The 23,079-nt window shown below is 65.0% G+C and carries 23 protein-coding genes; 15 read left to right on the top strand and 8 right to left on the bottom strand.

Features of this window, described 5'->3' with window-relative positions; all coding sequences use genetic code 11:
- Window positions 1–112: 112 nt before the first annotated feature.
- The 4 genes from E8E91_RS26340 to E8E91_RS26325 form a co-directional block, all read right to left on the bottom strand.
- Complete coding sequence (locus tag E8E91_RS26340) at window positions 113–727, bottom strand: isochorismatase family cysteine hydrolase (RefSeq protein WP_280379963.1); 615 nt, start codon at window positions 725–727, stop codon at window positions 113–115.
- 672 nt (window positions 728–1,399) lie between these two features.
- A complete protein-coding gene (locus E8E91_RS26335) occupies window positions 1,400–1,609 on the bottom strand; it encodes a cold-shock protein (protein ID WP_028626465.1) in 210 nt (69 codons plus the stop codon).
- A 304-nt stretch (window positions 1,610–1,913) separates the two neighbouring features.
- On the bottom strand, window positions 1,914–2,705 hold the full coding sequence (hisN, locus tag E8E91_RS26330) for a histidinol-phosphatase (protein WP_280379961.1): 792 nt from the start codon (window positions 2,703–2,705) through the stop codon (window positions 1,914–1,916).
- A gap of 132 nt (window positions 2,706–2,837) precedes the next feature.
- Window positions 2,838–3,395: a cysteine hydrolase family protein gene (locus E8E91_RS26325; protein WP_280379960.1), complete on the bottom strand. Its 558-nt coding sequence runs from the start codon at window positions 3,393–3,395 to the stop codon at window positions 2,838–2,840.
- Window positions 3,396–3,500: 105 nt separating this feature from the next.
- Between E8E91_RS26325 and E8E91_RS26320 the strand changes: the two genes are divergently transcribed.
- Entirely contained in the window at window positions 3,501–4,481 is a 981-nt protein-coding gene (locus E8E91_RS26320) for a GlxA family transcriptional regulator (RefSeq protein WP_280379958.1), read from the top strand.
- A gap of 303 nt (window positions 4,482–4,784) precedes the next feature.
- Here the strand turns inward: E8E91_RS26320 and E8E91_RS26315 are convergent, their stop codons facing one another.
- Entirely contained in the window at window positions 4,785–5,090 is a 306-nt protein-coding gene (locus E8E91_RS26315; protein ID WP_280379957.1) for a hypothetical protein, read from the bottom strand.
- Between E8E91_RS26315 and E8E91_RS26310 the strand changes: the two genes are divergently transcribed.
- Complete coding sequence (locus E8E91_RS26310) at window positions 5,089–5,745, top strand: isoprenylcysteine carboxylmethyltransferase family protein (protein ID WP_280379955.1); 657 nt, start codon at window positions 5,089–5,091, stop codon at window positions 5,743–5,745. The genes E8E91_RS26315 and E8E91_RS26310 overlap by 2 nt on opposite strands.
- A gap of 5 nt (window positions 5,746–5,750) precedes the next feature.
- Here E8E91_RS26310 and E8E91_RS26305 read toward each other — a convergent pair whose 3' ends face one another.
- From E8E91_RS26305 to E8E91_RS26295, 3 genes are all read right to left on the bottom strand, one after another.
- Window positions 5,751–7,421 carry a diguanylate cyclase gene (locus E8E91_RS26305; protein ID WP_280379953.1) on the bottom strand — a complete coding sequence of 557 codons (1,671 nt, stop codon included), beginning with the start codon at window positions 7,419–7,421 and terminating at the stop codon, window positions 5,751–5,753.
- 130 nt (window positions 7,422–7,551) lie between these two features.
- Window positions 7,552–7,872 (bottom strand): DUF2025 family protein, encoded by a 321-nt coding sequence (locus E8E91_RS26300; RefSeq protein ID WP_280379952.1) that lies wholly within the window; start codon window positions 7,870–7,872, stop codon window positions 7,552–7,554.
- 166 nt (window positions 7,873–8,038) lie between these two features.
- Window positions 8,039–9,364: an MFS transporter gene (locus tag E8E91_RS26295; protein WP_280372293.1), complete on the bottom strand. Its 1,326-nt coding sequence runs from the start codon at window positions 9,362–9,364 to the stop codon at window positions 8,039–8,041.
- A gap of 172 nt (window positions 9,365–9,536) precedes the next feature.
- Between E8E91_RS26295 and E8E91_RS26290 the strand changes: the two genes are divergently transcribed.
- From E8E91_RS26290 to E8E91_RS26230, 13 genes are all read left to right on the top strand, one after another.
- Window positions 9,537–10,445 (top strand): LysR family transcriptional regulator, encoded by a 909-nt coding sequence (locus tag E8E91_RS26290; RefSeq protein WP_280379950.1) that lies wholly within the window; start codon window positions 9,537–9,539, stop codon window positions 10,443–10,445.
- 443 nt (window positions 10,446–10,888) lie between these two features.
- Window positions 10,889–12,973 (top strand): LTA synthase family protein, encoded by a 2,085-nt coding sequence (locus E8E91_RS26285; RefSeq protein ID WP_280379948.1) that lies wholly within the window; start codon window positions 10,889–10,891, stop codon window positions 12,971–12,973.
- Window positions 12,974–13,266: 293 nt separating this feature from the next.
- Complete coding sequence (gene maiA / locus E8E91_RS26280; protein WP_280379946.1) at window positions 13,267–13,899, top strand: maleylacetoacetate isomerase; 633 nt, start codon at window positions 13,267–13,269, stop codon at window positions 13,897–13,899.
- Window positions 13,900–14,041: 142 nt separating this feature from the next.
- Window positions 14,042–15,118: a 4-hydroxyphenylpyruvate dioxygenase gene (gene hppD, locus E8E91_RS26275; RefSeq protein WP_280379944.1), complete on the top strand. Its 1,077-nt coding sequence runs from the start codon at window positions 14,042–14,044 to the stop codon at window positions 15,116–15,118.
- A 206-nt stretch (window positions 15,119–15,324) separates the two neighbouring features.
- The gene (locus tag E8E91_RS26270; RefSeq protein ID WP_280379942.1) at window positions 15,325–15,810 is read left to right on the top strand and encodes an adenosine-specific kinase; all 486 of its coding nucleotides are present in this window, start codon (window positions 15,325–15,327) and stop codon (window positions 15,808–15,810) included.
- Window positions 15,811–16,087: 277 nt separating this feature from the next.
- Window positions 16,088–16,762 (top strand): thermostable hemolysin, encoded by a 675-nt coding sequence (locus tag E8E91_RS26265; RefSeq protein WP_280379940.1) that lies wholly within the window; start codon window positions 16,088–16,090, stop codon window positions 16,760–16,762.
- Window positions 16,752–18,221, top strand: a complete 1,470-nt coding sequence (locus tag E8E91_RS26260; RefSeq protein WP_280379938.1) for an AMP-binding protein — start codon at window positions 16,752–16,754, stop codon at window positions 18,219–18,221. The genes E8E91_RS26265 and E8E91_RS26260 overlap by 11 nt, the downstream gene beginning before the upstream one ends.
- Window positions 18,218–18,892 (top strand): iron-containing redox enzyme family protein, encoded by a 675-nt coding sequence (locus tag E8E91_RS26255; RefSeq protein ID WP_271471001.1) that lies wholly within the window; start codon window positions 18,218–18,220, stop codon window positions 18,890–18,892. The genes E8E91_RS26260 and E8E91_RS26255 overlap by 4 nt, the downstream gene beginning before the upstream one ends.
- Window positions 18,879–19,685, top strand: coding sequence for an SDR family oxidoreductase (locus E8E91_RS26250; RefSeq protein WP_280379936.1), 807 nt, complete (start codon window positions 18,879–18,881; stop codon window positions 19,683–19,685). The genes E8E91_RS26255 and E8E91_RS26250 overlap by 14 nt, the downstream gene beginning before the upstream one ends.
- A complete protein-coding gene (locus E8E91_RS26245) occupies window positions 19,682–20,326 on the top strand; it encodes a hypothetical protein (protein ID WP_280379934.1) in 645 nt (214 codons plus the stop codon). Before E8E91_RS26250 ends, E8E91_RS26245 begins: the two co-directional genes overlap by 4 nt.
- A gap of 9 nt (window positions 20,327–20,335) precedes the next feature.
- The gene (locus E8E91_RS26240; protein WP_280372304.1) at window positions 20,336–20,998 is read left to right on the top strand and encodes a response regulator; all 663 of its coding nucleotides are present in this window, start codon (window positions 20,336–20,338) and stop codon (window positions 20,996–20,998) included.
- Window positions 20,995–22,371 (top strand): ATP-binding protein, encoded by a 1,377-nt coding sequence (locus E8E91_RS26235; protein WP_280379932.1) that lies wholly within the window; start codon window positions 20,995–20,997, stop codon window positions 22,369–22,371. Before E8E91_RS26240 ends, E8E91_RS26235 begins: the two co-directional genes overlap by 4 nt.
- 98 nt (window positions 22,372–22,469) lie before the next feature.
- The gene (locus E8E91_RS26230) at window positions 22,470–22,721 is read left to right on the top strand and encodes a hypothetical protein (protein ID WP_280379930.1); all 252 of its coding nucleotides are present in this window, start codon (window positions 22,470–22,472) and stop codon (window positions 22,719–22,721) included.
- Window positions 22,722–23,079 lie beyond the last annotated feature (358 nt).

Below are 23,079 nucleotides of genomic sequence, written 5' to 3'. Positions count from 1 at the left end.
AGCCCAAGCAGTCGAATCGTCACAGGCAGAGCCGATGACTCATGACCACGTCCTCAGGACGTGGTTTCCCAAGTTCAAATGAATTCGCCCCCACAGGAGGATGCGCGCCCCGCTACACCCCAATCGCCGCCAGCACTTCCTCGGTCGTCAGGATGGCGTGCGCGTAAGTCGGCCCATTCAGCTCATGGGCCGCGTGCATCGCTTCCGGGGAAAACGCTGCGGTGGCGTCCCGCACCAGCGTCACGTGGTAACCCAACTCCGCCGCGAAGCGCCCGGTGGATTCGATGCAGGTATTGGCCAGCATGCCGACGAGGATTACCTGCTGCACGCCGTGCTGCTTGAGCTGGTAATCGAGGTCGGTATTGGCGAAGCCACTGCCGCCCCAGTGTTCGTGCACCAGCACGTCGCCTGCCTGGGGCTGGAAGTCCGGGTGCCATTCACCGCCCCAGGTTCCGGCGGCGAACACCTGGGCGCGGGCGGCGCCGATCTGGTAGGGGCTGGGGTGTTTCCAGGTCTTGAGGTCGTCGGGGCGGGCGCGATGGTGGGGCACGTAGAACAGCTGGATACCCGCCTTGCGTACCGCCGCCACGACCTTGCGCAGGTTGTCCAGCGTGCCCACGGCGTCAGCCACCGGCCTCGCGCGAGCGTGGAGCTTGCCGCCCTCGCTGAGGAAGTCGTTATACGGGTCCACCAGCAGCAGGCCGGTGCTTTCACGGGGATAGGTCATGACGCGGCCCTTCAGTGCAGTCGATAACCTGTGCCAGTGTAGAGCGCCCTGGCCGAATCGCCCTGCGACCAGGACATGCTGCAGCCGGTCATTGATTGAAGCGGAAGTCAGTCGTCGCGCTGGATGTGCAGCAATGAACCTTCATAGGCTTCGCCATTGCTCATCACGCGATTCATGCAGGTGATCTGCGAGGTGTATTCGAGTTCAGCCATTTCCCTGCAGAACTTCGAGCGGTTCGGCCGCAGGTTTTCCGCCAGGAAGTCGGGAATCAGCGTGTGGTAGTCACTGGCCGTTACGTCCCCGCCCCACCGGTGCACAACAAGACTGGCCAGGGCCAGCTTCCGGGGGATATTCCGGGATTCTCCGCCTCGAGTTCCGGATCGTGATACTGCTGATGGTCGAACAACGAGCGGATATGAAAGTTCATATCCCCTACTGATAAATCCTGAAATCTGCCTTGATAGCCCGGCATGCAGAACTCTTCAATGCAGTGAGTGACGCCGTCAGAAGCGCAAAACCAAATAATTTGTTTGCAACTACCAATGATTCACCGAGGCGATGAATGACAGGAGAATGACCACCAGCGATATGTGCTGGCGATACTGTCTGGAGTTTTCAGGAGATATAAATAGAAAAGCCCCGCGTTTGCGGGGCTCTTCGAACGGAAAAGTATCAGACTACCTGAACTTTGTCCGCTTGCAGGCCTTTCTGGCCACGTACGACTTCGAAAGTCACTTGCTGGCCTTCGCTGAGGCTCTTGAAGCCGGTGCTTTCGATCGAACGGTAGTGAACGAACAGATCAGCGCCTTCTGCCGGGGTGATGAAGCCGAAGCCTTTTTCATCGTTGAACCACTTGACGGTGCCGGATTGACGATTGGACATTTCATATCTCCAGAATAAAAATAAATAACCCTGATAATTAATCAGGAATTACTGAAGTGCTAAAGCTGTAACGAATCGAGGAGATGAAATAACTTCAATCAGAACATCGAGCCAAGTATCGCAGAGACAATTGCAGCGCAGTGGGCGGGACTATACGCGGTTCAGCCAGGAAGTACAGGTTTATTTTCCGCTGAATAATTCGGGCGGCTGAATACGCTTGGCATTCATACGCTTAGGCGGGAAACCCAGAAACGCCCGCAGGCGGGACTCCACGCATCGCCGGTTTCCCGCCCTCGCCCAGCCATCACACCGACCGCATCAGTTCCAGGATCTGCGCGTGCAGGCGCGGGTCGCCACAGGCGATGACATCACCACCGTTCTGCGCATCGCCGCCGTCCCAGCGGGTCACCACCCCACCGGCACCCTGGATGATCGGCATCAGCGCCTGGATGTCGTAGGGCTTGAGGCCCGGGTCGAGGACGATATCCACCAGCCCTAGAGCGAGCATGCAGTAGGCGTAGCAATCGCCGCTGTAGCGCACCAGGCGCACGTCGCTCGACAGCTTGCTGAACACATCGCTGTAGGGCGGCTGCTGGAAATGCTCCGGGCTGGTGACCATCAGGGTCGCGTCGGCCAGGTTGCGGCAGGCACGGGTCTGGATCGGCCGGCCGTTGAGCGAGGCCGTGCTGCCGTCGCCGATGAAGCGCTCGCGGGTGAAGGGCTGGTCCATCACGCCCAGCGCCGGGCGGGTGCCGTCGTTGAGTGCGATCAGGGTGCCCCAGAGCGGGATGCCGCTGATGAAGGAGCGGGTGCCGTCCACCGGGTCCAACACCCAGGTCCAGGGCTCTTCACCCGCGATGTTTTCCTCTTCTTCGCCCAGCACACCGTGGCCGGGGAAGCGCTGGGCGATCAGGTCACGCATGGCGCGCTCGGCGCCCTTGTCGGCGAGGGTCACGGGGTCGAAGCGCTCGGCCTCCTTGTTCTCCACCTCCAGGGGCAGGCGGAAATAGGTCAGGGTGACCTTGGCCGCTGCATCCGCCAGTTCTTCGGCGAATTCCAGGTAATCGGGAGGAAGGGTCTGGTCGTTCATGGGCACTCCGGTTCGGACGTATCAGCAGAATTTCAGCTGGGAATAGTAGAGCGAATTGCCGTCCGTATCGATGTACCTGTTGCACAGAGGGTCCACGTTCCGCAGGCCGAGGCCGGCCTGTGGAACGCGGCGATGTCCTCACCGGGCCTGCTGCGCCAGGTATTCGTCGGTGGACACCACCTTGGCGTAGGCGAAGGCCAGCGCGGCCATGAACGCCCCGTGGACCTGCTCGGCGGGGATGGTCTTGCCCTGGAACTCCAGGTCACGCGTGGCACAGGCATCGTGGATCACGGTGACTTCGTAGCCGAAGTCGGCCGCCGCACGGGTGACGCCGTCGACGCACATGTGGCTCATGCTGCCGACCACGGTCAGCTTGTCCACGTCGCTGCCATCGAGGATGTCCTTCAGATTGGTTTCCCGGAAGGAGTTGACGAAGTGCTTCAGGACCACCGGCTCGCCGTTGGCGTTGAGCACCTTGGGATGAATCTCCGCCCCCTCGGAGCCAGGCCGGAAGAACGGCGCCTCCGGGCTGGTGAACTCGTGGCGGATATGCACCACCAGGTCGCCTGCCTCACGGGCTGCGGCGATGATCCGGGCGGCGTTGTCGGCAGCGGCGTCGGCACCGCTCAGGGTCCACAGACCACCGGGGAAATAGTCCTTCTGGATGTCGACTACGATGACGGCTTGCTTGCTCATGATTTTCACCTCAGGTTGTGGGAGTGGAGACGTGGGGCCTAAGGTGCTCCTCCCGACGCCGGATGGGGATCGGCGCAACCGACAAATTCGCAGGAAAAACTGACAATGAAAACGATGCTGGAGATCGGCCTCCTGCTCTATCCCGGCGCCCAGCTGGCAGCCGCCCACGGCCTCTCCGATCTGTTCGCGGTCGCCAATCGCCTGGCCGCCGAGCATGCCGATGCCGACCTGCCCGCCCTGCGGGTGCGGCACTGGAGCGCCGACGCGGCTGGCGAAATCCGTTGCACCTGGGACAGCCACCCGGATACCGAAAGCCGGCCTTCAGTGGTGATTGCTTTGCCCTGCATCGGCGCCCTGCCCCCGGCCGAAACCCTGCAACCCTTCGTCGACTGGCTCAGCCTTCGGCACGCGGCCGGCGTCACCCTCTGTTCGGTGTGCGCTGGCGCCTTCGTGCTGGCCCAGACCGGGCTGCTTGCCGGGCGTCCGCTGACCACTCACTGGAGCCTGGCCAAGGACCTCGGCGAGCGCTACCCGGAGGTGAAGGTGGATGCCGACAAACTGGTGGTGGACGACGGCGACATCATCACCGCCGGGGGCGTGATGGCCTGGACCGACCTGGGGCTGACCCTGGTGGACCGCCTGCTGGGGCCGACCATCGCCGCGAATACCGCCAGCTTCCTCGCCCTCGACCTGACCCGGCACTCGCAGCAGTACTTCCGCCGCTTCACCCCGCGCCTCACCCACGGCGACGAGGCGGTGCTCAAGGTTCAGCGCTGGCTACAACGCCAGGACGCGCGCCAGGTCAGCCTCCCCGCCATGGCCGCCGAAGCCGGTCTGGGCGAACGCACCTTCCTGCGCCGCTTCCAGCAGGCCACCGGCCTGCGTCCCACCGAGTACTGCCAGCAACTGCGCGCGGCCAAAGCCCGCGAGCTGCTGGAGCTGACCAACCGCTCGGTGGACCAGATCGCCTGGGAAGTCGGCTACCAGGACCCGGCAGCCTTCCGGAAGGTGTTCAACAAGATGGTCGGGCTATCGCCCACGGATTATCGGCGGCGGTTCGGGCGTAGGAGCCTGGGGGAAGCCTGATTGAATAGCGCTGGGTGCCCATCGGCGGTTGAACGCCTTGCGGCGCCTATCCCCCAGGACCTTCGCAGATGGCTCCTACAGTTGGTGCGCGCAGTGACCCTACGGTCAGCCACAGACCAGGATCGCGCGGGAGCCCGGTAGGGTGCGCCGTGCGCACCGGCGGTTGATCGTCGCGTGCTGCCGATCCCGCATGACCTTCGCATGCGGCTTGCTCCTTCTTTGTGGGAGCGAATTCATTCGCGATTGAAATCGCTCCCACAGGTGGTGCGCGCAGCGCACCCTAACGTCAGCCGGCTGCCGGGCTCACTCCTCGATCCCCCCCTCCCCATCCCGCACCTCCACATCCCGATACACCCCCAGCTCCGGGTCGAAGCTGCGGATAAGTACCTGCGGCTTCTCGGTGCTGACGCGCGGCAGTTGGGCATCGCGGAACTGGTGGTACTCGGGCACCACCACGAAGGGCTGCGGTGGCAGGTCGGCGAAGGGCCGAGGTGGCGGCGGGACATAGGGTTGTAGGGGACTGCCGGGATAAATACACCCGCTCCGCACCCGCCACGCTGCCAGCGGTCCAATGCCTTGTCGTCGCCGATCGAAGGGGTGATCCGCCATGTCACGCTCCCGCACGCTGCTCCTCGCGCTCGTCGGCACCCTCGTCTACCTGAGCCTCGCCGTCCTCGGCTGGGGCGGGTTCATGGCCTTCTTCAGCCAGCCGCCGCTGGTGGCACTGACCCTGGTGCTGTTCATCCTCACGGGAATGGCCCCTTTCACTCGCGGCAACCTCAGCAGCGGCGTGCGCGAGGACCGGCGCAATCGCTGGGTGCTGCCGGTATTCGGCATCATCGCCCTGCTCAGCGCCTTCCTCCCCGCCTACACCGACCGCCTGGACGTCTGGACCTTCGGCGGCGACGGCATGCGCTGGCTGGGTGTGTTCCTGTTCGCCGTGGGCGGTGCACTGCGGATGTGGCCAGTGTTCGTGCTGGGCAATCGCTTCAGCGGCCTGGTGGCCATCCAGCCCGGCCACCGGTTGGTGACCGATGGCATCTACGGCATGATCCGCCATCCCAGCTACCTGGGCCTGTTGATCGCTTCTGTCGGCTGGGCCCTGGCTTTCCGCTCCGGCGTCGGCCTGGTCCTGGTGACACTGACATTGCCGCAGCTGCTGGCGCGTATCCAGGCTGAAGAAGCACTGCTGCGCACGGAGTTCGGCGAGGAGTACGAGGCTTATTGCGCGCGCACGTCGCGGTTGATTCCCGGCCTCTACTGAGGCGCTCAGTCCACGCAGGATTTGATGCAGTTGCGCCCAGCGCCCTTGGCTTCATACAGGCCCTGGTCGGCGCGCTTGACCACGCTTTCACCATTCCTGTCGTTCGGCCGCGCCTGGGCCGTGCCAATGCTGAGGGTGATGCGATTGACCACAGGCGCCGGAGTCCCCTCCACCGTGGCGCGGATCTTCTCGGCCACATGCAAGGCATCCGGCTGCTCTGTGGCGGGCAGCAGGACCAGGAACTCCTCCCCGCCCACTCGGTAGAGATAGTCCGTGGCGCGAATGCTGGCGCGGATAAGCAGCGCGGTGAACTGCAGGGCCTGGTCACCGATGTCATGGCCGTGGGTGTCGTTGATCCGCTTGAAATAGTCGATGTCCAGCAGCAGCACCGAATAGGGTACGCCGGTGCGCTGCAGGCGCAGGAATTCCTCCTCCAGCCGTTCGTTGGCAGCCAGCCGGTTGAGCACGCCGGTCAGGGCATCCCGGCGTGCCTGTTGCTCCAGCTGGGCGTTGGCTTCGGCCAACTGGCGGGTACGCTCGGCCACCTTTTCTTCCAACTGCTCGTTGGCCTGCAGCAGTTCGGCCTTGCGCGCGAGCAGCGTCGCGGCCATACCGGAAATGGACTGGCAGAGCACCTCCATTTCATGGGTGCTGGCATGGATGTCGAGCTGCGCGCTCTCGTCGCCCCTCTGGATGCGCCGGGCCAGTGTCGCCAGTTGCTCAATGGGCCGGCTGGTTCGCCTGGCGCTGAGCCAGGCGAGGGTCAGCAGGATCAGGGTGGCGCTGGCACCGAAGAACAGCAGCACGCGCTGCAGTTGGTCGACATCCTCGCGTACCACGGCGATGGGCTGGCGCACCAGCACGCTCCACTTCAACGGCTTTTGGGGGAACACGTCGGGCACCTCGTGCAGCGCCGCCAGGTACTGGCCATCCTGCCCCCAGCTTCTACTGCCCAGGCTCTTGAGGAATGCCGCATCCAGCAGTTGGCCCGAACGCTCCGGGTAGATGATTTCCTGGCGCGAATTGAGAATGAACAGCTCCACCGCCTTGTGATCCTGGCGAATCGCATCGAGCCGGCCGATGATCGCGTCCGCCCAACGCCAGTAGGCATGGGAAGCCACCACGCCGAGCTGCTCACCGTCGGCATCGAACACCGGGGCGGCGAAGTCGATGAAGCGCAGCGGGCCGGCGCCCGGTTCGGTGGGCAGCAGCTTGGCCAGCAGCACGGCCTCGTGCAGGTCGCCGATGAAGGAACCCTGCCTGCCCTGCTGATACCAGGGGCGCTGGGAAACATCCTGGCCCACCAGCAAATCGCCGCTGGCGGCTCTCACCGTGCCCTGCATGTTGGCAAAACCGATCCAGGAGTAATGGGCGTAGGAGTCCTTCAGGCGGTTGAGCATGGCCGTCAGCTTCCGGATGTCCACCCCGCCGCCCTCTTCCAGATAGATCGGCGTTTTCGCCAACAGGTCGATCTCGCGTTGGCGCTCCCGCAGGTTCTCCGAAAGCACCGTGGAGACGGAGGTGGCCAGGCCGCGCATGGCATTACCGCGATCGTTCAGCAGTTGCCCGGCATAGAAATGGTCAATGTAGAAATACAGCGGCAGCCCGACCACCAGGCTGATGCTGCCAATCAGAAGGGCGAGACGATTCCTGAAAGTTCCGGGCAAGAGGGACATCTGGAGGCTTCCATGCAGGGACTGACCAACGGTGCCCGCGGAACATAGCACGCCTCGCCCGTAGGTTCCGGCATCTCTGCCGCTCCGCGTTACTCGCTAGCCATGCCCGCTAGAAAGCCTCTGGCCCCGTTCAGACCCGCCGGCGCTCCGCGCTGATTTCCGGCAGATCGGTGCGACGCAGGTAGACCAGCAAGGGGTCGCACAGGTTGAGGCGGTCGTTGATGTTCTGTTCCAGGAGAATCTGCAGGCATTCGCGGCTCAGGGTCATCACCTGGTCGGTCTTCGCCGTCCAGACGAACTCGCAGGCCGGCGTGATGCTGTCATCGGGGACGTCCATGCCGAAGGAGTCTTCGCTGAAGCGCACGATGTACTTGCCCAGCTTGCGGTTGAAGCCGACGAATCCCTTGAGGGCGTCGGCGGCGTTGCAGATGTCGGTGGAGGTGATGCTCATGCTGTACTTCCCTGGTCGGATCGAGGCGGGTTGTGCACGCATGGAAGGCAGGGATGCTCCCACTCTGGTCGGTGGGTAGGCCGGCATTCTGCCAGCCCAGGCGCTCATCGGCGTTGGGCGTGTTGTCGCACCCTGGGGCTGCGATGACAGCCCCAGGGCGAAGACATCAGTGCGCCGGCTGGACGATGGCGTTGCCGGGTAGCGCCGGCAGCCGTGCCAGGTGCAAGGCCACGGCCACTGCGATCACCAGCAGACCGCCGATGAACAGGCCGACTCCCTGCCAGCCGTAGTGGTGCCAGAACAGGCCACCGAGGGTACCGGCCAGGCTGGAGCCGACGTAGTAGCTGAACAGATAGAGGGACGATGCCTGGCCCTTGGCCCGTTGAGCGCGACGGCCGATCCAGCTGCTGGCCACCGAGTGGGCGCCGAAGAAGCCGAAGGTGAAGATCGCCATGCCGGCCAGGATCACCCCCAGCGGGCTGAACAGGGTCAGCACCAGGCCGCCGAGCATCAGCAGGATGGCTGCCCAGAGCACTTTGCGCCGACCCACCTTGTCCGCCAGGGAGCCCACCCAGGCTGAGCTGTAGATACCGGACAGGTAGACCACCGAGAGCACGCCCACCAGGGCCTGGCTCATCTGGTAGGGCGAGGCCAGCAGGCGGTAGCCGATATAGTTGAACAGGGTGACGAAGGCGCCCATCAGCAGGAAGCCGGTGAGGAACAACCAGGGCAGGCCGGCATCGCGGAAGTGCAGGCGATAGCCTTCCACCAACGTGGACGGCCGGAGCGGCTGCGGGCGGAAGTGTTTCGACTCGGGCAACACGCGCCAGAACACCAGGCCGGCCACCAGCGCCAGGCCGCCGAGCGCCGCCAGGGCGGCATGCCAGGAAACGAAGTCCACCAGCACACCGCTGATCAGGCGTCCGCTCATGCCACCGATGGCGTTACCGCCGATGTAGAGCCCCATGGAAAGGCCGAGGTGGTGCGGATGGATTTCCTCGCTGAGGTACGTCATGGCCACGGCGGCCAGCCCGCTCAGGGCCAGCCCCACCAGGGCGCGCATCACCAGCACGCCTTCCCAGGTCGGCATGGCGGCGCTGGCCAGGGTGAACAGGGCAGCGGCGATCAATGACACCACCATCACCGGCTTGCGGCCGATGGCGTCGGACAGCGGGCCGGTCACCAGCAGGCCGAGGGCGAGCATGGCGGTGGAAACGGAGAGCGCCAGGCTGCTCTGGGCGGCGGAGATGGAGAAGTCCCGGGACAGGACCGGCATCATCGGCTGGATGCAGTACAGCAGGGCAAAGGTGGCGAAACCGCCGGAGAACAGCGCCAGGGAGGTGCGCATGAACTGCGGCGTTCCCTTCCTGATATAGGTGGGGAGTTCAGGATCGTTGGCGGCGGCGTCCGGCAGCTCGGTGGCTGGGGCACGGGCCGCCTCGCTAAACGCGGGATCGTCTTCGGTCTTGAGTACTGCCTGGGATTTGCTCACGGGGCACCTTCGGGCATTTGCGGCGAGCAGGCACAACGAGGCCGTGCCGCCTGGATCAGGGGCTGGAATATTCGTTGTTGGGGTTATGGGCCGAAGGATATCGAGCGTTTTATATTATCTCCAATATATTATTCGACACATTTGATATGTTCTGGATATCAATAGGCATCCCATGGAACTGAGGCACCTGCGCTACTTCATCGCCGTGGCCGAGGAGCTGCATTTCGGCCGCGCCGCGGAGCAACTGGGCATTTCCCAACCCCCGCTGAGTCAGCAGATCCAGGCGCTGGAGGAGGAAATCGGTGCGCGCCTGCTGGAACGCACCAACCGCCGGGTCGAGCTGACCGAAGCCGGTCGCCGTTTCCTCGACGAGGCCCGCCAGGTGCTGGTCCAGGTGGAAAAGGCCGTGGAGATCGCGCGCCGCGCCCACCGTGGCGAACTGGGCGAGTTGAAGGTGGGTTTCACTTCATCCGCCCCCTTCACCTCCACCATTCCCCGCAGCATCCGCGCCTTTCGCCAGGCTTACCCGGACGTGCACCTGGAGCTCACCGAGGGCAGCAGCGCGGAAACGGTCAGGGCACTGCAGGAGGAGAACATGCAGGTGGGAGTGATCCGCCCCCTCAACCTGCCGGACAACCTCCTGGCAGTGGAACTGTTCCGCGAGCCCCTGGTGGCCATCCTGCGCGCCGACCATCCGTTGGCCGCCGGCAGCGAAGACGGCATTCACTTCAGCGCCCTGGCCGACGAACCCTTCGTATTCTTCCCGCGCACCTTCGGTACCGGCCTCTACGACCAGATGCTCGCCCTCGCCCGCGACGCCGGCTTCACGCCACGGGTTTCCCAGGAAGCCAGCGAAGCCATGACCATCATCGGCCTGGTGTCCGCCGGGCTGGGCGTATCGGTGCTGCCCGCCTCCTTTCGCCGCACCCGCGTCGATGGCGTGGTCTATCGCACCTTGCTCGACCCGGGCGCTACCACCGCCGTCTGGCTGGTGCGCCGACGGGACGAACGCTCGCCCCTGGCGCTGTCGTTCATCGACCTGGTGACCCGCGAGGCCGCAGCCATTCGCGAGCGCCGATAGGCATCCTTGTGGGGGCGATTTCAATCGCGACAAGGGTTGGCACCGAGCAGGCCTGACGTTGCCCTCACCCCCGCCCTCTCCCGCAAGCGGGAGAGGGGGCTGTCCGTGCCCCTCGTGCTGTTCCTGTAGGGGCGATTTCAATCGCCAGGCAGGGTGCAGCCCTGCCCAGTGGGAGCGAATGCATCGTGCGCACCCCGGAGAAGCTGGCGGGCCTCAGGCTGCCCAACCGACCGATTTCTGCCCGCGTAGACGAAACAGCCCGACACATCTCGGCGTCGCAACAGGGCGCCATTCGACGTTTTCTTCACATTCCCTCTGGCAATGTCCGACGCTTTCGGCGGACCAACTGGAACCACTGTGCCATCAGGTGATCTACTTACCCCCGGCATCGTTCAGCTCCAGATGCCGCCCCGCCCTGAGTAGACCATTGGATGCTTGATCGCATGACCGCACAGGAACCCGTCGCCACCCGGCAGTCCTCGTTCAACCTGGACACCCCCACCGTCAAGAGCCACCTGGCTTTCACCCTGCTCAGCGCAGGTGCGCTACTGGTGATGTACAGCCTGCTGCGAGTGGCGCTGCTGGTGTACAACAGCGACCAGATTGGCGACAGCCCGGCGTCGGTGTTCGTCGAGTCCTTCTACAACGGCCTGCGCTTCGACCTGCGCGTGGTGGTATTCGCCCTGGTTCCGCTGCTGCTGTCGCTGCTCAGCGTCCGCGCCATGGCCGCCCGTGGCCTGCACCGGCTCTGGCTGACCCTCTTCGCCAGCCTCACCCTGTTCCTCGGCATCAGCGAACTGGACTTCTATCGCGAGTTCCACCAGCGCCTGAACAGCCTGGTCTTCCAGTACCTGCAGGAAGACCTGGGCACCGTCGCCAGCATGATCTGGAACGGCTTCCCGGTGGGTCGCTACCTGATCGCCTGGGCCCTGGCCACCGCCCTGCTCTACCTGATGTTCCGTGGCCTGGACCTGGTCAGCCGTCCGCGCACCGGCGCCAGCACCAAGCCCATCGCCCGCAAAACCGCGCCCTGGTTCAGCCGCGTGGCGATTTTCATGGTGTGCCTGGTGGTGGCCGTGGTTGCCGTTCGTGGCCATCTGCGCCAGGGCCCGCCGCTGCGCTGGGGTGACGCCTATACCACTGACTCCATGTTCGCCAACCAGTTGGGCCTGAACGGCACTCTGACCCTGGTGGACGCGGCCAAGAGCAGCTTCTCCTCCCACCGCGACAACGCCTGGAAGGCCACCCTGCCTGAAGACGAAGCCGTGGCGACCGTGCGCGAGATGCTACTCACCCCCAACGACAAGCTGGTGGATGCCGACACGGCCGCCATCCGTCGCGATTTCACCCCGCCGGCCGAAGGCACCCTGCCGATCCGCAACGTGGTGGTGATTCTGATGGAGAGCTTCGCGGGGCGTTACGTCGGCGCCCTGGGCAGCCAGGAAGGCATCACGCCGTACTTCGACAAATTGGCCAAGGAGGGACTGCTGTTCGACCGTTTCTTCTCCAACGGCACCCATACCCACCAGGGAATGTTCGCCACCATGGCCTGCTTCCCCAACCTGCCAAGCTTCGAGTACCTGATGCGCACCCCCGAGGGCTCGCACCAGTTCTCCGGGCTGCCGCAACTGCTCAGCGCCCGCGACTACAACGACCTGTACGTCTACAACGGCAACTTCCAGTGGGATAACCAGTCCGGCTTCTTCAGCAACCAGGGCATGACCCGTTTCATCGGCCGCGAAGACTTCGTCAACCCGGTGTTCATGGACAAGACCTGGGGCGTGTCCGACCAGGACATGTTCGACCGGGGCGCCGCCGAACTGGCGAAGATGCCCACCGACAAGCCGTTCTACGCGCTGCTGCAGACCCTCTCCAACCACACGCCCTATGCCTTGCCCGCCCAGTTGCCGGTGGAGAAGGTGACCGGCCATGGTGCCCATGACGAGCACCTGACCGCCATGCGCTACGCCGACTGGGCCCTCGGCCAGTTCTTCGAGAAGGCGCGCAAGGAGCCCTACTTCAAGAACACGCTGTTCGTCGTAGTGGGCGACCACGGCTTCGGCAGCGACAAGCAGCTCACCGAAATGGACCTGTTCCGCTTCAACGTACCGCTGCTGCTGATCGGCCCCGGCGTGCAAGGGAAATTCGGCAGCATCAACCACAATGTCGCCACTCAGATCGACATCGTGCCCACCATCATGGGCCGCCTGGGCGGCGAAGTACGCCACCAGTGCTGGGGACGTGACCTGCTCAACCTGCCGGCCAATGATCCGGGCATCGGTGTGATCAAGCCGTCCGGCGGCGAACAGACCGTGGCCATCGTCAGCGCCGACCGCATTCTGATCCAGCCCAAGGACTTCCCGGCGCGCCTCTACCAGTACCAGCTGGGCGCCGATGCCAAGGCCGAACGCGTCCCCGGCGACAGCGACCCGCGCCTGCAGAAGTACCTGGAAGCCTTCCTGCAGACCGCCACCGGCAGCCTGTTGAACAACACGGCCGGCGTGAAGGACGCGAAACAGAACCAGTGATGACCCAGGCCCCGCTCGATGCGGGGCCTTTTTATTTCGGGGTCCTGTTTCACGCATCTGTTGTAGGGGCGAATTCATTCGCCAAGCAGACCGCAGGTCTGCCCTAGGTCTCATCGGGGGCTGCGTTGCAGCCCTTGGCGAATAAATTCGCCCCTACAGGCTTTGCTCGCTCCGCTCTCCGCTTGACAGCCCCGCCCCCAGCCCGCAAATTACGCAAAGTGTAAATTGATTACGAAAACAATAATGCCGGCATCCGGACCTCACACCGGAACGCCTGCCGCCGAGCGATTGCCATGGACCTCTATACCTATTACCGCTCCACCTCTTCCTACCGGGTGCGCATCGCCCTGGCGCTGAAGGGCCTGGAAGCCCGGCATATCCCGGTGAACCTGATCCAGGACGGCGGCCAGCAGCACAAGCCCGAATACAAGGCACTCAATCCGCAGGGCCGTGTGCCCAGCCTGCGCACGGACGACGGTCAGGTCCTGACCCAATCCCCCGCCATCATCGAATACCTCGAAGAGCGCTACCCGCAACCCGCCCTCCTGCCCCAGGGTCTGGAAGCCCGTGCCCAACAGCGCGCGGTGGCGGCCATCATCGGCTGCGATATCCATCCGCTGCACAACGTCGCGGTGCTCAACCGCCTGCGCGGCCTGAAGGTGGAGGAAGCCGAGGTGATGAACTGGATTCGTCACTGGATCGCAGAAGGCTTCAATGCGGTCGAAGCCCTTATAGGAGACGAAGGTTTCTGCTTCGGCGAACCGGGTCTGGCTGACGTCTATCTGCTACCGCAGGTCTATGCCGCCCGCCGTTTCGAACTGGACCTGTCACACTATCCAAAGATCGCCCGGGTCGAACGCCTTGCCCTTGTGCATCCGGCCTTCATCCAGGCGCACCCTGACCAGCAAGCCGACAAGCCGGCCTGAGGCAACGTCCATGCAAAGCCTCGGATTCAAAGTCACCATCGGCGACTACCTCGCCCGCAGCGTACGCGGCATTTCCTGCGCGCCACCGGCAGCCACCTCGCATTGACCCATACTTCCAATCAAATGCTTGAGGTGCCAAAAAATGGCTGACATGTTCGAAAACCCCATGGGCCTGCAGGGCTTTGAATTCATCGAATTCGCATCCCCCACCCCGAATACCCTGGAACCCATCTTCGCCATCATGGGCTTCACCAAGGTCGCGACTCACCGTTCCAAGGACGTGCACCTGTACCGCCAGGGCGAGATCAACCTGATCCTCAACAACGAGCCCAAGAGCCAGGCCGCCTACTTCGCCGCCGAGCACGGCCCGTCCGTCTGCGGCATGGCCTTCCGTGTGAAGAATGCCCACCAGGCCTACGCCCGCGCCCTGGAGCTGGGTGCCCAGCCCATCGAGATCCCCACCGGTCCGATGGAACTGCGCCTGCCGGCGATCAAGGGCATCGGCGGCGCGCCGCTGTACCTGATCGACCGTTTCGGTGAAGGCTCCTCGATCTACGACATCGACTTCGAGTTCATCGAAGGCGTCGACCGTCACCCGAAAGGTGCCGGCCTGAAGTTCATCGACCACCTGACCCACAACGTGTACCGCGGCCGCATGGCCTACTGGGCGGACTTCTACGAGAAGCTGTTCAACTTCCGCGAGATCCGCTACTTCGACATCAAGGGCGAGTACACCGGCCTGACCTCCAAGGCCATGACCGCGCCGGACGGCATGATCCGCATCCCGCTGAACGAAGAGTCCTCCAAGGGCGCAGGCCAGATCGAAGAGTTCCTGATGCAGTTCAACGGCGAAGGCATCCAGCACGTGGCCTTCTTCACCGACGACCTGGTCAAGACCTGGGACGAACTGAAAGCCCTCGGCATGCGCTTCATGACCGCGCCGCCGGCCACCTATTACGAGATGCTCCAGGGCCGCCTGCCGAACCACGGCGAGCCGGAAGCCGAGCTGCAATCGCGCGGCATCCTGCTGGACGGCACCACCGAAGGCGGCAGCAAGCGTCTGCTGCTGCAGATCTTCTCGGAAACCCTGATGGGACCGGTGTTCTTCGAGTTCATCCAGCGCAAGGGTGACGACGGCTTCGGCGAGGGCAACTTCAAGGCCCTGTTCGAATCCATCGAGCGCGACCAGATCCGTCGCGGTGTGCTGAGCACCGAATAAGGCGCTATCCGCTACGAAAAACCCGGCTTCTGCCGGGTTTTTCTTTTTCTGCTGAGAGTCTGAACGACGTCGGGCAGGGGGCGCTTCGCGCACCGAAACTACCCCGCAAAACAGCCGGTGCGCACGGCGCCCCTTACAGAAGCGCACATTCCGAGACTTCGGACACCTGACTATGCTTGTTCCATGGGGGGTTGGAGGCGCGCCACATGCAACTCGTCAGCGTCAGCATCGACAAGCCGGAGTCGATCAACTTCATCTTCGGCCAGACCCACTTCATCAAATCCGTCGAAGACATCCACGAAACCCTGGTGGGCGCCGTACCCGGCATCCGCTTCGGGCTGGCCTTCTGCGAAGCCTCGGGCAACTGTCTGGTGCGTTGCTCCGGCACCGACGACGCCATGCTCGAACTGGCCAGCAGGAATGCCCTGGCCATCGGCGCCGGGCACAGCTTCATCATCTTCCTCGGCGAAGGCTTCTACCCGGTCAACGTGCTCAACAGCCTGAAGCTGGTGCCGGAGGTCTGCCGCATCTACTGCGCCACCGCCAATCCGACCCAAGTGATCCTGGCCGAAACCGACCAGGGACGCGGCGTGCTCGGTGTCGTGGACGGCTTCTCGCCCCGTGGCGTGGAAGGCGAAGCAGACATCGCCTGGCGCAAGGGCCTGCTACGGCAGATCGGCTACAAGCTCTGAGCCCATGCGGCGATCGGCAAGGGCGCGATGCCCATCTGCCATGCCGGCAGCCAGCAAAATGCGCGCAAAAAAAAAGCTGCCATCGCCGGCAGCTTCAGTTTGCACCCTGGCACTTCCTGTGCCCTTTCTGTTCCTGCAAGCAGGATGCCCTGTGCCGATGACATCCCTGTGTCAGCGGGATGAAGGCTTGTCGACAGGCGCGCAAGGCGTCTTCAGGGTCCCTTAAGACTTCACGCGGATACTGCCTCTCATTAAGCCAAGCGCCCGGAGGGCATCGATGAACAGCGTCGAGTGGAACGCCCTGTTCCCATTCCGTTTCGGTCACAAGTCGCAGCAACACTACCTGTCCCTGCTATTGGCCGGTGACACAGGGCGTGGCCAGGTCGAGGACTTCGTCCATCGCCGTTTTCTTAGCGCCCACGGTGCCGATATCCACCAGTACATGCCCGAGCTGCTGAGCATGCGCAATTTCCACGGGGCCCTCAGCGCCGTGGCCGGCATCCGCCTCGCCGAGCAGGAGACGCTGTTTCTCGAGCAGTACCTGGAAGCACCGGTCGAATCCCGGATCGCCAGCCTGACCGGCCTCCCGGTGGAGCGCCGGCAGGTGGTGGAAGTGGGCAACCTGGCGTCGATAAGCGCCGGCAATGCGCGCCTGATCATCGTCGCGGTCACCTGGCTGCTCCACCAGCGTGGCCTGGAGTGGGTGGTGTTCACCGGCGCTCCCGGCCTGATCAACAGTTTCCACCGCCTCGGCCTGGAACCCCTGCATCTCGGCGAGGCCAACCCCAGCCGCCTGGGCCACGACCAGGAGCAATGGGGTTCCTACTACGAGCAGAAGCCCCAGGTGTTCACCGGCAACATCCACTTCGGCTACGAGCAGTTGCAACGCAACGGTGTCATCGCGCGGCTGGGTTTTCCTGAAGTGGACGAGGCGGCCCACCATGCAGCCTGAGGCCTTTCGCGAAATCCTGCGCAAGCACGCCAGCCACCTGCCACAACCCCTGGCCCTGCGCGGCGACACCCGACGCTACACCTATGCCCAGTTGCTGGTCGAGGTGGAACGGCGGGAAGGCCTGCTCCGCGCCGAACCCGAAGGCGTACTCGCCCTCGGCCTGGACAATGGCCCGGAGGCGCTTATCTGGGACCTGGCAGCGCTGTTCAGCGGGCGCCCCTGTCTGATCCTGCCGCCCTTCTTCAGCCCCGCGCAGCGCGCCCACTGCCTGGAGCAATGCCAGGTCGGCCTGGCGGTGCTGGACGCCGGCTTCGCCAACGAGCTGGAAGGCGCCGGCTTCCAGTCGGACGGCACCTTCTGGCGCAAACCCGGACAGGGCCAGGCAGCCCTGCCCGCCGGCACCCTCAAGATCACCTACACCTCGGGCACCACCGGCCAGCCCAAGGGTGTCTGCCTGGGTGCCGACGCCTTGCTGCGGGTCGCCCATGAGCTGGAAGTCGCCAGCCGCCCCTGTGCACCGGCCCACTACCTGGCGGTGCTGCCGATGGCGGTGCTGCTGGAGAACCTCGGCACCTATGCGGCGTTGTTGGCCGGCGCCTGCGTCACCCTGCTGCCGCAGCGGCAGATGGGCATCCAGGGCGCCAGCGGCGTGGACTGGCCGAAGCTGCTGGCCACCGTCGTCCTCAGCAGCGCCCAGAGCCTGATCCTGGTGCCGCAGCTGTTGCTGGGCCTGGTCACCGCCATTGAGCAGGGCCACCTGGGCGCCGCGCAATTCCGCTTCGTCGCGGTGGGCGGGGCAAGGGTCTCGCCGGACCTGCTGGCTCGCGCCGCGCGGGTCGGGCTGCCGGTGTTCGAAGGCTATGGCCTTTCCGAATGCGCGTCGGTCGTCTGCCTGAATCGCCCCGGCGCCGTGCGGCCGGCCAGCGTCGGCCAGCCCCTGCCCCATGTCCAGGTGCGCCTGGCGGACGACGGCGAAGTACAGGTCAGTGGTTCCACCCTGCTCGGCTACCTGGGCGAAGCGCCCTTCGCCGGTGGCTGGTGGCCCACGGGTGACCTGGGCGAGTTCGACGCCGACGGCTACCTCCACCTCAAGGGCCGCAAGAAGCACCAATTCATCACCAGCTTCGGCCGCAACGTGAACCCGGACTGGGTGGAGGCCGAACTGACCCAGCGCGGCGTGATCGCCCAGGCCTTCGTCCACGGCGAGGGCCTGCCCGGCAACCTTGCCCTGCTCTGGCCGCTGGACCCGAACTGCGATGCACAGACCCTTTCCGATGCCGTGGCCTGCGCCAATGCCGCGCTGCCCGACTATGCGCGGATCAGGGCCTGGCATCGCCTGGAAACACCCTTGAACGCCGCCGACGGGCTGCTCACCAGCAATGGTCGCCTGCGCCGCGAGGCCATCCTCGCGCGCTACCGCGACACCCTGCTCGAACTTCAGAACGAGGCAAGACCATGAGTTTCTTCGACCAACTGCAAGCCGCCACTGCCCGCGAACGCGAGGCGCTGTTCAGCGTCCCGGTGATACGCGAGGCGCTGGCCGGCCAGGTCAGCCTGGAGGGCTACCGTGCCTTCCTCGGCCAGGCTTACCACCACGTACGCCACACCGTGCCGCTGATGATGGCCTGTGGCGCGCGTCTGCCTTCGCGGCTGGAATGGCTGCGCGGCGCGGTGTGCGAATACATCGAGGAAGAATACGGTCACGAACGCTGGATCCTGAACGACATCGCGGCCTGCGGCGGCGACCCTGAAGCCGTCAGCAGCAGCCGTCCCTCGCTACCCATCGAACTGATGGTGGCCTTCCTCTACGACCAGATCGCCCGCAGCAATCCGGTGGGCCTGTTCGGCATGGTCAACGTGCTGGAAGGCACCAGCATCGCCCTGGCCACCCACGCCGCCGGCAGCATCCGCGAGAGCCTCGGCCTGCCAGCCGACGCCTTCAGCTACCTGTCCTCCCACGGCGAGCTGGACCAGGACCACATGGCCACCTACCGCGGGCTGATGGACCGTCTGGACGACGAAGGCGACCAGCAGGCGGTGATCCATGCCGCCAAGGTGGTCTACCAGCTCTACGCCGACATGTTCCGCGGCCTGCCCCGCGCCAGCGAGGTGTCCCATGCGTCTCGCTGATTGCCGCGTACTGCTCACCGGCGCCAGCGGCGGCATCGGCCTGGCCCTCGCCGAACAGCTCTGCGCGCGCGGTGCCCAGGTGATGGCGGTGAGCCGGCAGCCGGAAGCCCTGGCGCCCCTGCGTGCACGCTATCGAGAGCAACTGGCCTGGACCGGCGCGGACCTGCGTCAGGCCCAGGGACGCCAGCGGGTGCTGGAAGTCGCGCGTGGCATGGGTGGCATCGATGTCCTGGTGAATGCCGCCGGGGTCAACTGCTTCGCCATGCTGGAGCAGGTGGACGACAACCAGATCGAGGACATGCTCGCCCTCAACGTCACCGCCACCGTGCAACTGACCCGCGCCCTGCTGCCGCTGCTGCGCCAGCAAAACCACGCCCTGGTGGTCAACGTCGGTTCCATCTACGGCTCCATCGGCTATCCCGGCTACGCTGTCTATTGCGCCAGCAAGTTCGCCCTGCGCGGCTTCTCCGAGGCCCTGCGCCGGGAGCTGGCGGACACCCCGGTGAACGTCCTCTACGTCGCCCCGCGCGCCACCCGCACCGGCATGAACAGCCAGGCTGCCATGGCGCTGAACGCCGAACTCAAGGTCGGCGTGGACGAGCCGGATCAGGTGGCCCGGGCGGTGATCGCGGCCATCGAGAAGGACCTCAGCGAGCTTTACCTGGGTTGGCCGGAGAAATTCTTCGTCCGCCTCAACGGCATGCTGCCCGGCGTGGTGGATCGGGCGCTGTCCAAGCAACTGCCGATCATCCGCCGCTTCAGCGGTGCCCACCACGGCAAGGACCATCCATGATGAACAAGCTCATCGGCACCCTCGGCCTGTTCCTGATCCTCAGCATCCCCGCCTGGGCCCTGGACGACACCGGCAATTCGCGCCTGGCAGCGATCCAGCAGCGCTGGGCGGAAATCCAGTACCAGGTGATGGAGCAGCAGCGCGCCGCCGAGTTCGAGAAGCTCGCCGCCCAGAGCGGCGCGTTCACCCGCAGCGCCCCGAATTCCGCCGAAGCCTGGATCTGGCACGGCATCGTCACCAGCAGTTGGGCCGGCGCCGAAGGCGGCCTGGGCGCCCTGGGCAAGGTCAAGGACGCCCGCGACGCCCTGGAGCGCGCCATCCAGCTCGACCCGAACGCCTTGCAGGGCTCGGCCTACACCAGCCTCGGCGCGCTGTACGACCGGGTGCCCGGCTGGCCGGTCAGCTTCGGCGACGAAGACAAGGCCGACCAGTTGCTGCGCAAGGCCCTGGAGATCAATCCGGCGGGTATCGACAGCCTGTATTTCTGGGGCGACCACCTCTACCGCCAGGGCCACCCACAGCAGGCACGCGAAGCCTTGCTCAAGGCCAAGACCGCCGCCCCGCGACCCGGTCGCGAGCTGGCCGACCAGGGCCGCCGGCGGGAAATCGATGCTTTACTGCAGGAAATCGGCAACCCCTGAAGGACGCCCATGCGACTGCTTCTCGTCGAAGACGACAACGCCCTTGGGGCCGGCGTACGCGCCGGCCTGCGCCAGGAAGGCTACACAATCGACTGGCTGACCGACGGCGCCAGCGCCCTGCACGCCCTGCAGACCGAAGAATTCGACCTGGCGATCCTTGACCTCGGCTTGCCGCGCCTGGACGGCCTGCAGGTCTTGCAGCAACTGCGCACCGGCGGCTCCACCCTGCCAGTGCTGGTGCTCACCGCCCGCGACGCAACCGAGGACCGAATCCTCGGCCTGGACGCGGGTGCGGACGACTACCTGGTCAAACCCTTCGACCTCAATGAGCTCAAGGCCCGCCTGCGCGCCCTGCTGCGCCGCAGCGCCGGCCGGCCGCAGGTGCTGATCGAACACAACGGCGTGGTGCTCGACCCCACCAGCCAGCAGGTCAGCTACCAGGGCAGCCCGGTCGCCCTGACGCCCAAGGAGTACCAGCTGCTCCACGAATTGCTCTCGCAACCGGGCAAGGTCATCACCCGCGAGCGCCTGGTGCAGACCCTCTACGGCTGGGACGAGGAAGCCGAAAGCAACACCCTGGAAGTGCATATCCACCACCTGCGCAAAAAGCTCTCCAGCGACCTCATCCGCACCGTGCGCGGCATCGGCTACCTCGTGGACGGCCGTCCATGACGTCATTGCGCCGCCGCACCCTGTGGCTGGTGATGGTTTTGTTGCTCCTCGGCACCCTGCTCATCGCCTACTTCAACTACCGCGACAGCAGCCACGAGATCGAAGAGATCTATGATGCCCATCTGGCGCAGAACGCGCGCCTGCTGATGGGCGTGATGCGCATGCCCCTGGCCAAACCCGAACAGGACGAGTTGTACCGCGCCTTCAACAACGCCCTGAGCAGCGCCGTCCCGCGCAAGGTCGGCCACCCTTACGAGAGCAAGATGGCCTTCCACGTCTGGAGCAAGGACGGCCGAAGCCTGGTGCAATCGCCCAGCGCCCCGCCCTTCGACCACGCGCCGGTGAAGACCGGCTTCCACAACATCGAACTGGCCGGCCACCACTGGCGCGGCTTCGTCCTGCCGGACACGGAACAGGGCCTGCTGATCTGGGTGGGTGAACGCGACGACGTGCGCCAGGACCTGGTGCAGCGCATCGTCCGCCATACCCTGGGGCCCAACATGGTGGGCATTCTCGTCCTCGCGGCGCTGGTCTGGCTGGCCATCGGTTGGGGCCTGCTGCCGCTGCAGAACATGGCGCGGGTGATCCGCAGCCGCCACGCCGAATCCCTCGCTCCGCTGCAGATCGTGCCGCTGCCCAGGGAACTGGAACCCATGCAGGCGTCGATCAACCGCCTGTTGGCACAGATCGAGCTGATGCTCCAGCGCGAACGGCGCTTCATCGGCGACGCCGCCCACGAGATGCGCACCCCGTTGGCGGTGCTGCGCCTGCACGCGCAGAACGCGCTCGAAGCCACCAGCGACGAGCAGCGCGCCGAAGCCCTGCGCTTTCTGACAGTGGGCGTCGACCGCCTGACGCGGGTGGTCAACCAGTTACTCACCATGGCGCGGGTGGAGCCTGAACTGGCGCGGCAGAAATGGCAGCGCCTGGATCTGGGACACCTGGTCCGCGAGCACCTGGCCGAGCTGACGCCCCTGTTGCTGGACAAGGGCCTGGAACTGGCCCTGGAAGTGACCGACGACGACTTCCACACCACCAGCGACGCTGCCGCCATCGGCATCGCCCTGCAGAACCTGGTGACCAACGCCACCAACTTCTCCCCGCCCGGCGGCGAAGTGAAGGTCAGCCTGCTGCCAGACGGCCGGGACTTCTTCCTGCTGCGCGTGGAAGACCAGGGCCCCGGCATCGAAGAAACCCGGCTGGAACGCCTGTTCGAGCGTTTCTACAGCCAGGACAACCCCCAGGGCGCCGGCCTTGGCCTGGCCATCGTGCAGATGATCGCCACCCGCCTGGGCGGCAGCATCACCCTGTACAACCGTGAAGGCGGCGGAACCTGCGCCGACCTCAAGCTGCCCCGGCTGGCGCCCGTATAACGCCGGACCGGGCCTACCGCTCCGCGGAATCGCAGCAGCTGCGCGCAAAATCGGCTGTACTGAAACACCACACCCTCTTCGCCAAGGGAGGCAACGCCATGCGCACTCCTCGTCTTCCTGTTCTCCTGGCTGCGATGCTCCTGCTGGTTTCGGCAGGCGCATCCTGGGCCACCGAGCAGGCCCAACAGCGCCGCGCCGCGCGGGAAGTCCGCCAGGAAACCCGCCAGGATGCACGCCAGATCAAACAGGACTGCCGCGCCGCCGACATGCAGTACAACGCCGAATGCCGCCAGGACAAGCGGCAGACCAAGCAGCAGGGGCGCGAAAGAGCGCGGGATATCAAGTACTGAGCGGCACTCCTCAACCCTCGGGGCGGATCTGACCCTGTAGGGGCGATTTCAATCGCCAAGCAGACCGAAGGTGTGCCCTGGGGAGTCCGTTGGGGCAACTGCGTTGCCCTTGGCGAATGAATTCGCCCCTACAAGGAAATGGGCTCGCCGGATGGTTCGAGCCAGCCCATATCCCCCTCCTCCGAACGCGGCCCGCCCCTGTAGGGGCGATTTCAATCGCCAGGCAGACCGAAGGTCTGCCCTCGGGAGTTCGTCGGGGCAACTACGTTGCCCTTGGCGAATGAATTCGCCCCTACAAGGAAATGGGCTCGCCAGATGGTTCGAGCCAGCCCATATCCCCTCCTCCGAACGCGGCCCG

Source organism: Pseudomonas sp. BN515, assembly GCF_029873155.1.
In the GTDB taxonomy this organism is placed as follows: Bacteria; Pseudomonadota; Gammaproteobacteria; order Pseudomonadales; family Pseudomonadaceae; genus Metapseudomonas.
The sequence above is the reverse complement of the archived record's forward strand: the minus strand, read 5'-3'. Positions and strand labels throughout refer to the sequence as shown.

Excerpts from the sequence above, each read along its gene's own strand:
- E8E91_RS26340 (WP_280379963.1), bottom strand. The coding sequence starts at position 727 with ATGACCTATCCCCGTGAAAGCACCGGCCTGCTGCTGGTGGACCCGTAT.
- E8E91_RS26335 (WP_028626465.1), bottom strand. The coding sequence starts at position 1,609 with ATGTCCAATCGTCAATCCGGCACCGTCAAGTGGTTCAACGATGAAAAA.
- E8E91_RS26325 (WP_280379960.1), bottom strand. The coding sequence starts at position 3,395 with ATGAGCAAGCAAGCCGTCATCGTAGTCGACATCCAGAAGGACTATTTC.
- E8E91_RS26320 (WP_280379958.1), top strand. The coding sequence starts at position 3,501 with ATGAAAACGATGCTGGAGATCGGCCTCCTGCTCTATCCCGGCGCCCAG.
- E8E91_RS26310 (WP_280379955.1), top strand. The coding sequence starts at position 5,089 with ATGTCACGCTCCCGCACGCTGCTCCTCGCGCTCGTCGGCACCCTCGTC.
- E8E91_RS26315 (WP_280379957.1), bottom strand. The coding sequence starts at position 5,090 with ATGGCGGATCACCCCTTCGATCGGCGACGACAAGGCATTGGACCGCTG.
- E8E91_RS26305 (WP_280379953.1), bottom strand. The coding sequence starts at position 7,421 with ATGTCCCTCTTGCCCGGAACTTTCAGGAATCGTCTCGCCCTTCTGATT.
- E8E91_RS26300 (WP_280379952.1), bottom strand. The coding sequence starts at position 7,872 with ATGAGCATCACCTCCACCGACATCTGCAACGCCGCCGACGCCCTCAAG.
- E8E91_RS26290 (WP_280379950.1), top strand. The coding sequence starts at position 9,537 with ATGGAACTGAGGCACCTGCGCTACTTCATCGCCGTGGCCGAGGAGCTG.
- E8E91_RS26285 (WP_280379948.1), top strand. The coding sequence starts at position 10,889 with ATGACCGCACAGGAACCCGTCGCCACCCGGCAGTCCTCGTTCAACCTG.
- maiA (WP_280379946.1), top strand. The coding sequence starts at position 13,267 with ATGGACCTCTATACCTATTACCGCTCCACCTCTTCCTACCGGGTGCGC.
- hppD (WP_280379944.1), top strand. The coding sequence starts at position 14,042 with ATGGCTGACATGTTCGAAAACCCCATGGGCCTGCAGGGCTTTGAATTC.
- E8E91_RS26270 (WP_280379942.1), top strand. The coding sequence starts at position 15,325 with ATGCAACTCGTCAGCGTCAGCATCGACAAGCCGGAGTCGATCAACTTC.
- E8E91_RS26265 (WP_280379940.1), top strand. The coding sequence starts at position 16,088 with ATGAACAGCGTCGAGTGGAACGCCCTGTTCCCATTCCGTTTCGGTCAC.
- E8E91_RS26260 (WP_280379938.1), top strand. The coding sequence starts at position 16,752 with ATGCAGCCTGAGGCCTTTCGCGAAATCCTGCGCAAGCACGCCAGCCAC.
- E8E91_RS26255 (WP_271471001.1), top strand. The coding sequence starts at position 18,218 with ATGAGTTTCTTCGACCAACTGCAAGCCGCCACTGCCCGCGAACGCGAG.
- E8E91_RS26250 (WP_280379936.1), top strand. The coding sequence starts at position 18,879 with ATGCGTCTCGCTGATTGCCGCGTACTGCTCACCGGCGCCAGCGGCGGC.
- E8E91_RS26245 (WP_280379934.1), top strand. The coding sequence starts at position 19,682 with ATGATGAACAAGCTCATCGGCACCCTCGGCCTGTTCCTGATCCTCAGC.
- E8E91_RS26240 (WP_280372304.1), top strand. The coding sequence starts at position 20,336 with ATGCGACTGCTTCTCGTCGAAGACGACAACGCCCTTGGGGCCGGCGTA.
- E8E91_RS26235 (WP_280379932.1), top strand. The coding sequence starts at position 20,995 with ATGACGTCATTGCGCCGCCGCACCCTGTGGCTGGTGATGGTTTTGTTG.
- E8E91_RS26230 (WP_280379930.1), top strand. The coding sequence starts at position 22,470 with ATGCGCACTCCTCGTCTTCCTGTTCTCCTGGCTGCGATGCTCCTGCTG.